At 60.6% G+C, this 8,613-nt stretch carries 7 protein-coding genes and 1 pseudogene; all 8 read right to left on the bottom strand.

Translation table 11 applies throughout. The annotated features are described in order from the left end of the window. On the bottom strand, positions 1 to 1,451 hold a 1,451-nt coding region (tnpC, locus tag ACQKP1_RS21460; RefSeq protein WP_427276931.1), incomplete at its 3' end, for an IS66 family transposase. A gap of 73 nt (positions 1,452 to 1,524) precedes the next feature. Then, positions 1,525 to 1,869: an IS66 family insertion sequence element accessory protein TnpB gene (tnpB, locus tag ACQKP1_RS21455; RefSeq protein WP_136600457.1), complete on the bottom strand. Its 345-nt coding sequence runs from the start codon at positions 1,867 to 1,869 to the stop codon at positions 1,525 to 1,527. Beyond that, the gene (locus ACQKP1_RS21450) at positions 1,866 to 2,216 is read right to left on the bottom strand and encodes a transposase (protein ID WP_427276930.1); all 351 of its coding nucleotides are present in this window, start codon (positions 2,214 to 2,216) and stop codon (positions 1,866 to 1,868) included. Before ACQKP1_RS21450 ends, tnpB begins: the two co-directional genes overlap by 4 nt. A gap of 106 nt (positions 2,217 to 2,322) precedes the next feature. Beyond that, positions 2,323 to 2,763, bottom strand: a pseudogene (locus tag ACQKP1_RS21445) (ATP-binding protein); the annotation flags it as partial. An 86-nt stretch (positions 2,764 to 2,849) separates the two neighbouring features. Then, a complete protein-coding gene (locus ACQKP1_RS21440) occupies positions 2,850 to 3,455 on the bottom strand; it encodes a TraH family protein (protein ID WP_427276929.1) in 606 nt (201 codons plus the stop codon). A 14-nt stretch (positions 3,456 to 3,469) separates the two neighbouring features. Beyond that, on the bottom strand, positions 3,470 to 4,630 hold the full coding sequence (locus ACQKP1_RS21435) for a conjugal transfer protein TraB (RefSeq protein WP_427276928.1): 1,161 nt from the start codon (positions 4,628 to 4,630) through the stop codon (positions 3,470 to 3,472). Further along, a complete protein-coding gene (gene traF, locus ACQKP1_RS21430; RefSeq protein ID WP_427207452.1) occupies positions 4,620 to 5,150 on the bottom strand; it encodes a conjugative transfer signal peptidase TraF in 531 nt (176 codons plus the stop codon). Before traF ends, ACQKP1_RS21435 begins: the two co-directional genes overlap by 11 nt. A 32-nt stretch (positions 5,151 to 5,182) precedes the next feature. Then, on the bottom strand, positions 5,183 to 8,491 hold the full coding sequence (gene traA, locus ACQKP1_RS21425) for a Ti-type conjugative transfer relaxase TraA (RefSeq protein WP_427276927.1): 3,309 nt from the start codon (positions 8,489 to 8,491) through the stop codon (positions 5,183 to 5,185). Positions 8,492 to 8,613: the final 122 nt, after the last annotated feature.

Here is an 8,613-nt window from a genome sequence, read left to right as displayed (position 1 = left end):
GCCCAGGTCCTTCCGCCGCCATCGCTGCCAGCGAAGAGACTGTTCTTTCGCGTAATTGTCTGGGGCCTGATGGCGCGCTCAACGATGTTGGAGTCAAGCTCGATGCGGCCGTCGGTGAGGAAGCGCTCGAAGATGGAGCGACGCGAGGTGGCATAGCGGATCGCCTCAGCGAGCTTCGACTTGCCGGAGATCCGCGGCAGGGTCCTCTGCCAGAGGGCGAAGAGCTCGTTGACTACAGCAGCAGATGTCGCCTGGCGCGCCGCGACACGGCCGTCAGGGCTCTGCCCCCGCGCTGCTGCTTCCACCTCCCAGAGCTTTGCCATTAGATCCACCGTCTCGGTGGCGATCCTGGAACTATCCGAGGCGTGGAGCTCGTAGAACTTGCGCCTACTATGGGACCAGCAGCCGGCGAGTATCACGCCATCATTGCCGCCGTCGGATCGGGCGAGCTTGTTATAGGCACCGTGCCCGTCCACCTGAAGGATACCGCGATAGCCACTCAGATGCCGGGCGACCCGGTCGCCAGCGCGGCTATCTTCGAAGCGATAGGCGACCATCGGCGGACCACTGCCACCGAAGGGTCTGTCGTCTCGGGCATAGGCCCAAAGCCAGGCCGTCTTGGCCGATCCGGATCCGGGCGCGAGCGTGGGCAACGTCGTCTCGTCAGCAAAGATGCGCTCCGCCTTCTTGATCTCGGCTAGAATGTAGTCGGCCAGGATATCGAGCTCAAAGCCGAGCTTGCCCATCCATTGAGCCATCAGCTTCCGGTCCAACTCGACCTTGTCGCGGGCGTAGATTGCCTCCTGCCGATAGAGCGGAAGGCCATCGGCATACTTCGAGACCGCGATCTGGGCGAGAAGCGCTTCCGTCGGAATGCCGCCCTCGATGATGTGCGCGGGCGCGGAAGCTTGAATGACGCCGTCCTCGTTTTTGAAGGCATACTTCGGCCGGCGGGTGACGATGACGCGGAACTTCGCCGGTACGACGTCCAGCCGCTCCGAGACGTCCTCTCCGATCAGCACCTTCTGTTTGCCGACGTGCTCGGGCAATTCATCTGGCTCGATCACGACTTCGACCCGTTCCAGATGAGGTGCAAAGCCCTTGCGTGGCCGGGGTGCACGTTTCCCATCCGGATCAGCGGCACCTTTGTTCACCTTGGCTCGGATTGCAGCAATCCCGGTCTCGATTTCCTCGAAGACAAAAGCCTGCTGCTCATCATCGATCGTCGGAGATGCAAGCTTCTCCGATCGCCGGCCAAAGCGGGCACGATCGAAGGCTTTCAGGATCTGGGTCAGTCGTTCGATGCGTTCATCAGCATCTGCGTTTCTGGCCTTCAGATCTGCGACCTCGCTCTCGAGAGCATCGGTGCGCGCAGCTTTCTCGGCCATGGCAAGGACCATGGCCTTCAGGGTCTCTACATCATCGGGGAGCTGCAAATCGGGCGGCGTCATAAGGCCTACCAGAGCACATTTTGCTCCGGTTTTCCTGCCCTTTCAGGCGGTCGATTCACTTCGCCGCAGGCCTTTACCCAACAATCTCCGGCGGCTTCACCGCCACCGAGCGGACCCGTTTCCAGTCCATGCCATCAACGAGCGCCATGAGCTGGGCATGGTTGAGCTGCACCCGGTTGTGCCCGATCCGCGGCCAACAGAACTGCGCCTTCTCCAACCGCTTCGAGTAGAGGCAGATCCCTGATCCATCCCACCAGACGATCTTGACCCGGTCGGCCCGCTTCGCCCGGAAGACATAAAGGGAGCCATTGAATGGATCATTGCCGGCATCGCGCACCAACGACAGCAAGCTGTCCGGCCCTTTGCGGAAGTCGATGGGATGGCTGGCGAGGAAGACCTTTACACCTGCGGGGATCATGCTGAGCGAACCGCCCGGATCACGCGCTGCAGATGCACTTCTTCGACATGTCGGTCGGCCCGCACGACGATACCGCCAATTACGATTTCGACGACGGAGTCGGGGCCTGGTGCGGCGCTCTGCCTTTCGACTGCCGGCGTTGGTTGCCCAGGCTCCTCACTGGCCAACAGTTCTCTACGCCAACGGTAGAGTTGAGATGGCAGGATCCCAATCTGCCGCGCGACTGCCGACATGTTCACACCGGGCTGACAGGCCTGCTCAACCGCTGTGGCCTTGAATTCGTCGGACCAGAACCGCCGCAACTGTCGCGGCGACCCGTCAAGGCGATCGGGCACCGCCTCAATCATTCGCATCAATCCAAGGCTAGCCGCAGGCCTAGACATAGATCCTCACATTCAGAGAACTCGTATGTCCGGAATACCCTGCCCAGCATCAGCGACGCCAGATGGCGTCTCCTTGCCGCTTACGGATTTCAGCCTGCGCGAAGGGAAAAAGCGGAATGACGGCCATCCGGCCGGCGAGCGAGTCGGCAATAGCCGGAATGGTCGCGAGATTAGCTGAGCCCGTTAGCAAAAACCGTCCCGGCTCCTGATCGTCATCCACGCTTGCCTTGACCGCAAGTATCAGATCGGGGGCTCGTTGGACCTCGTCGATAACCCCGCGCTTGATCCCTCGAATAAACCCGGTCGGGTCGGCCTTCGCAGCGTTCAAGGTACCTACATCATCCAATGTGATGTATGGCCGATCCTCGTTGGCGAACATACGCGCGAGCGTCGTCTTGCCCGCCTGCCGGGGCCCAGAAATCAAAACGACACGGGTGTCTACTAGAGCTGCCTCCACGAGAGGTAACGCTTTACGATCGACAAGGGGCTTCAAATTCGAATGATCCGTCATACGGCCATTCTTAACTCAATGAGCGTCCGATTTAAAGTGAGATTCCGTCCGTTTGTAATCTAACAGACATCCGATCTTGAATGACATCACTTCTGACCGCCGATCCTCGTCAGATCGATCCGAATGCCGGCATCGTCAGGCTTCGACGGCTCTTCTTTCACCTGGGGCGTGGCGTCGGCCTCCGGAGCCTCTTCTGCATCATCGCCATCCTCTGATTTTTGCACGACCGCGCCACCTGCGTCCTCCGCCTGGAACACGCTCTCACCCTCGAACTTTCCGGTCTGCCAGGCATGGACAGCATCGTCGAAGAGCTGCAGAAAGACCTCCTCGCTCGTCGGGTTTCCATACCATTTCGCGACGATGCGAAGGATCTTGGCAAACATCGTCGTGCCCATGCGCAGATTCGCGCAGGGGTCAACCAGATCAGCCTTCAGCTCCGACGCGTCCTTCAGACCGATTCCCGCCGGAATCTGGGTCAGGCCCACCCGCACGATAGAACCACCTATGTTCTCGCGAACAATCTCGATCGCTTCCTCGGGCTTTTTCGGTTTGGGAACGAGGATCAGTCGGCCGCCAGATTTGACCGTAATCGCGAGCGGGTCCTCGGAGCCGACCGCCCGGACAAACTGCTCGACGATAGCCGGCTTCAACGATGGATCGGCACATTCCTTGATCAACGCAGCATCCAGCATGCGAGCTCCATGTTTCAGATGTTGAATGAGATAACGAGAGGCAGGTCGAACAGGCGAGCCCAGGCCTCACTGCTCGCCCGCTGAATGTCGATAATGGCCGTGCCTGCAGTCCACCAGCCGTTTCCGACTGCGACGATGGAATCGGGTCGGTGGAAAGCCGATTGCAGGATTGGCCAGACGAGAAGCTGCTCGTAGCAGATCAGCGGCGCCACACTCAGGTTGCCGACATCGACAGCCGGATTGGCAAAGAAATGAGCCCGGGCGCCACCTTGATCGCCAGCCCAACCTCGCCACGGCTGCCACATCGATCCGGGCACCGGCATCCGCTCCAGATAGAGGATATCGGTTCCATCAGCCGACAGTTTGACGAGCACATTGTCATAGCCTTGGCTGTCGATGACGGCCGCTCCCGCGATGACAGTAATGCCCTTATCCGCGAGAGATCGCTGCCAGACGCGGGCAACAGTCGGCGTCCAGAAGCCAAGCGCACTTTCCGGCAGCACGACCGTTGTACTAGGCGGTTGGGCTCGGACAACGTCGATCAGCTCCTGTTGTCGGTTGAGGTCAACTTCGCGCCCGAGAGACGCGCCCATTTCGAGGTCGACACCTATCCACGACGCAGGTAGGCTCGGCGGCGTCCACTCAGCGGCGGACCAGAGCCAGAAGCCTGCCATGGCCAAGGCTGCAGCCGGCCGATACCGCGTTGTCATAACGATCAGGCCGGCTGCCATCGCTCCCAAACCCCACCATCCCCAGCCGGGAAACAGAGCGCCCGCGGCAGTGATCGGATGCGCCCATCCAAGAATGCCGAAAGGCGGGATCGCCATTGCGATGCATGCGGCCAGGTAGCGACCCGGCTTCTGCCATCCCTGGCCATCCATCCAGAGCACCGAATGGACCGTAACGAAGGCGCTTGAAGCGACCAGCCAAAGCAGGAGTCCGGGCCAGATATCCGATGAATAGAAATTTACCACGCCCTGCGGCAAACCCCTCGATGCCGCGAGGAAGTAGGCAGCAGAGATCGCCGTTGCCTGCAGACGCGTGCGTGTCAGGGACCAGAACACGGGGAAAGCAGCTGCGACGGGCAAGAGAAGCACATTACCACTCCAACCGATCCATCCCGCGCTGGTGGACAGTGCGACGAGGGCAACATTCCGCAAGAGATCAGGGCGCATAGGTCCAGACCTCCTGCGCCAGGCCGAGTATTCCATCCATCGGCAGAGGGCCGAAGTACCGGCTGTCGAAGGATCCCGGAAACTCGGAATGGAGAAAGACCGCGCCAGGCGGAACGACACCGCCATCGTAGTGCACCATCTCACGCCTCTGGCCATCGGTCCGTGCAACACGCGAGTGAGAAAGTGGCCGACCATCGATGCGGACATCGTCATGGATCTCGATCACATGTCCAGATGTCGCTACGACCGTCTTGATCAGAGGCGCTACGCGGCCGGCGCAGAGGCCGAAACGCAGATATCCACGCGCGCGCGCTTCACGCATCTCGCCGGTGGCGGGTGGGCAGATAAAGATGAGATCGCCAACAAGGACCGGACGATCAGGCTCGACGATCCGCCACAGGCCCAGCGGTTCGCTCGGCGTCAGATTGAACCTGAAGCCCTGACCTCCGAGCAGCACAATGAGGCCAAGTGTGAACAGGCCGACGCTGCTGATCCGATAGAACCAAACGAGCCGCTTCATGCGCAAGAGCTCTTTATGTCGATGGCGCATCTTCATTTGAGAGAGAGCCCCTGGGATCTCGTCTGGCGCAATGCTTCCGCCTGCTTGAGCGCCGTCACGCTGCGCTCATGGGCGGACAGCTGCTGCACCGTCCGCATCGTATTCCAGGCCTGTTGCACTTCACTCTTTTGGGCAGCATTCATGCCTGAAGTCACGCGCCGGAATGCCTCGCCGCTGGCATCCTTCGCAGCCAGGGGCAGGAAGGTTCTCTCTCCGAAACGTTCGGTAACCGCCTTCGCGAAACCTTCCAGTTCAGCCTTCACCATTTTGTCGGCGAGCGCGTATTCAAGACCCGAAGGCAGGTCGTTGCGGTCGATGGCATCACGGACGCGTTCCAGCACGGTCTTCGCATTGGACGAGAGGGCAGGGATCTCCAGCGCGACCTGCCTGCGGACTGCCAGCTCCTCGGCGTGATTTCGCCGTTCGGCATCGCCACGCTGGCGGAGATAATCGCTGATGCTGTCCGCGAGCGGTGTCACATTCTTCAGCGCCCGGTCCCGGTCGACCTTGTCGCTGCGGCTGACGAGTAGACCCGTCTTGCCCTTAAGGGCACCGAAGGTTTCAGGCTCGCTGGCAATTCTGGCGATGGTATTTTCCGCAACTGCCTGGTCGCGCAACATCGCATCGACATTGACGGCTTTGAAGGCGCTTTCCGGCTGGGCGTAGACTTGGATGAAGCGCATCGAGACTTCTTCCCATTGCTTCTTAAGCGCTGGGTCGACGGCGAGCTTGTCCTCGACGGCCTGATCGATCGTTTTTGGGAAGGTGGTGATACCGGCCACCATGGGCTTCGTCTCCTTTGCTGCAGTGGGAACGGTATTGGCCGTCGATGCTGCGAGGCCGAGTTTGGCGCCGATGGCCGCAAGCTTGCCGGCGAGATCGAACAGCTTTTGCTTCTGCCGGATCGTCCATTCGAGACGGTCAAGCGCGACGGTTCTGGCAACGTTGACGATGTGAAGGCCGCGCGCCTCGGCAAAGCGCAGGGCTTGGCCGTAGATGCTGCCGCCGGCGTAATCGAGCGTCGTTTCCTTGGAATTCCTGCGCGACAGGATCTCGACCAGACCGCCAGCCTTGGCGAAGGATCGGCGGCCGTAATAGACGCCGAGATCCTCACGGTGACGGGTCATCGCCACATAGGTGAGGTGACGATCCAGCGAGAGGGAGGCCAGCACCTTGACCCGGTCTACCGTTGCACCCTGGCTCTTGTGCACCGTGGTCGCGTAGCCGAGATCGACGTTGTTGTAGAAGCGCTGTTCGACCGTGACCTGCCCCTGATGATCACCCTCGCCGATCACCGCCACGATCCGACCCGGTGTGGCTTCCAGCACCTTGCCCAGCATGCCGTTCTTGACGTCAAGCGCGCCTTCGTTCTTCAGGAAGACGATCTGGTCGCCGGCTGCAAAGCTTCTAACACCGTCGGCTGTCTTGAACGGCGAACCGTGCTCGATAATGCCGCGCTCGATCAGCTTTGTGCGCGCCAGCTCGTTCAGCATGCGGACGTCACGGCGCAGGTGCGCAAGGATCAATGTGGACTTGGCAGGATCGTAGTCGCGGTTCCAGTCGGCGATGAGGTTGGTGACCGCATCCGTCTTCAGCTCTGAGCCAATCATCTTGCCATTCGACTGATAGGCTGCAATCGCTTTGCCGACATGGCCGCGCGCGAGATCGAGCGATGCGTCTCGCATCCATTGCTCACGCTGGCGATAGATTGTTTCGAGTTCGGCATAGCCGATGCGATCGGCAATAGCGCGGAAGGCAGCACCCGCTTCGATCGGTTGAAGCTGCTCCGGATCGCCGACTAGCACGAGCTTGGCGCCAGCTTTGGTGACAGCTTCGACGAACGTCGCCATTTGCCGCGACGACACCATGCCAGCCTCGTCCAGAACGAAAACCGTCTTGTGGTCGAGTTGCCCGCGACCCTGATCCCAGCGGAGTTCCCAGGACGACAGGGTACGGGATACGATGCCCGCTTCCTTCTCCAGACCTTCAGCCGCCTTGCCGGCAAGCGCACCACCGACGACGCGATAGCCGGCCGCTTCCCAGGCGTCACGCGCCGCCTTCATCATCGTAGTCTTGCCAGCACCTGCGCGGCCGATCACGGCGGCAAACCGCTCAACACCAACGACATGTTCGATGGCGACTTTCTGCTCATCGGAGAGCCGTTCATGGTGCGCGAAGATCGCCTCGAGCACCGGTTGCCGGACGCCATGCGAAGACCGCTGCGAGAGCCAGATCGCGCGGTTCGCCATCTCGGCTTCAAGACGGATCAGCTCGCGCGTCGTGTATTTTGCCGGCGCCCGAACTCCGGTTGCAAAGTCCACTCGCTCGCGATCAAGCCGAAGGGTCTCAGGAGATTGCAGGATGCGCGCCATCAAGCTTCGGAAGAGGCCCGCATCGTCGATATAGCGATGTAGGACCTTGGCGACATCGCGTTCGTCGAAGACACTCTTCTCCCGCGTGATCAGGTCGAGAACGATCGCTGGATTGCGCTGGATCCGTTGGGCGTTCTCTACTCGCCGCTCTTCCTGCAGCTCCAGCCGTTCGAGCGCAGCTTTCTCCTCCGCACCGACCGCCTTCCGCTCGATCGCCTTCGTGCCAACACCAAGATGGATGGTGGGCGTCAGCTCAATTCCCTGCTTCTCAAAGGACCGGCCATCGATCCTGACATCGAAGCCCGCAAGTGCCAGATGCTGGTTCTGGCAGGCAAACCAGCCATCGCGAAACGCGTTGAAGTCATCGAGCCCACCCGCCCAGAGCTCATAGACGATTTTGCCGCTGTCATTGCGCAGCGCTTTGCCGTCCGGTCCCACGACGGCCACCTTCTTCGCACCGAAACCGTCTACGGTAAGCGGCCGCAAGGTTGTCATCAGATGGATGTGCGGATTGCCTGGTGCATCATGAAAGACCCAGTCGGCCACCATGCCCTCGGACGTTATGTGTCTTGCCACGAAATCCCGCACGAGCTCGATGTTCTGCTCGACCGACAGCTCTATCGGCAAGGCGATGGTGACATCCTTTGCAAGCTGCGCATCAGACCGTTTCTCAAACTCCTCAACCTTGTTCCAGAACGCTTCCGACGCTCCCGAGACAGACCGATCGGCAATCATCGATTGCAACCATTCCGGCGCATCGGCCGGGATGACAAACTCCTCATGAAGCAGGCCCTGCTTGCGGGTGTAATCGATCGTCCTTGCTTCCCGCTCATAGTCCATCTTGGCGCAATGCCGGTAGGCCGCCGACAGCACGGCGCTGCGGCCGGAGCCGCGGGCGACGATGCTGACTGAAAAATGCGGGACGGCCATGACCAGGCTAGCTCCTTCATTCGAACAAAATCAACGTGTTCGTGAGGATCGGAAGGCCCCGCGAGGGTCCAAAAGCAAAGCGTCGCATCAGCGACGTATAATTGCGCCCTTCGGATCCGTCC

The sequence above is a fragment of the Allorhizobium sp. NPDC080224 genome (assembly GCF_050281005.1).
Lineage (GTDB): Bacteria > Pseudomonadota > Alphaproteobacteria > Rhizobiales > Rhizobiaceae > Allorhizobium.
Note: the sequence above shows the minus strand (reverse complement) of the source record. Positions and strands in the feature narration are given on the sequence as shown.